This window comes from Bradyrhizobium sp. NBAIM03 (assembly GCF_020194055.1).
GTDB classification, from domain to species: Bacteria; Pseudomonadota; Alphaproteobacteria; order Rhizobiales; family Xanthobacteraceae; genus Bradyrhizobium; species Bradyrhizobium yuanmingense.
On record NZ_JADYVS010000133.1, the window covers coordinates 1 to 462 of the forward strand.

Annotated in this window: 1 pseudogene; it reads right to left on the reverse strand. The window is 59.3% G+C overall.

The annotated features are described in order from the left end of the window. Positions 1 to 148: 148 nt before the first annotated feature. A pseudogene (locus I6F21_RS37745) lies at positions 149 to 462 on the reverse strand (CbbQ/NirQ/NorQ C-terminal domain-containing protein); the annotation flags it as partial.

Here is a 462-nt window from a genome sequence, read left to right on the forward strand (position 1 = left end):
GTGCATGACAAGATCTCCGGTTGCCCACAGGGATTGGAATGATTGCGGCCTTCGGCCGCTCCATGAATCGAGAGTGGTTGTTGCTATCCGGCAATAGAAAAAGCCCACCCTGCGAACAGCAGAGTGGGCCTTTTGAAGCAGTGCAGGCTTACGCCCCTTCCTTGACCCAGCGATCCCAGATTTCGAGGACCGCGCTGGCTTCATCTTCCGGCGCACCGTTCAGGCTGGTATCCAGAAGCGCTTCACGTGCCGAATCGACGATCCCGCTGATCTTGCTGTAGCCGACCGTCTCCATGGCCCAGACGCAAAGCGAACGGGTGGACATGATCACGCGCAGCGTGCCGCCGCGACCTACGAAGTTCTTGCGAACCTCGCCGGCCAGTTTGACCATGCCTTCCACAATCGCAACCGGAAGACTGGGCGCAAGCTTCTGCAGCAGGGCCTGCTCATCTGTGGCATCCA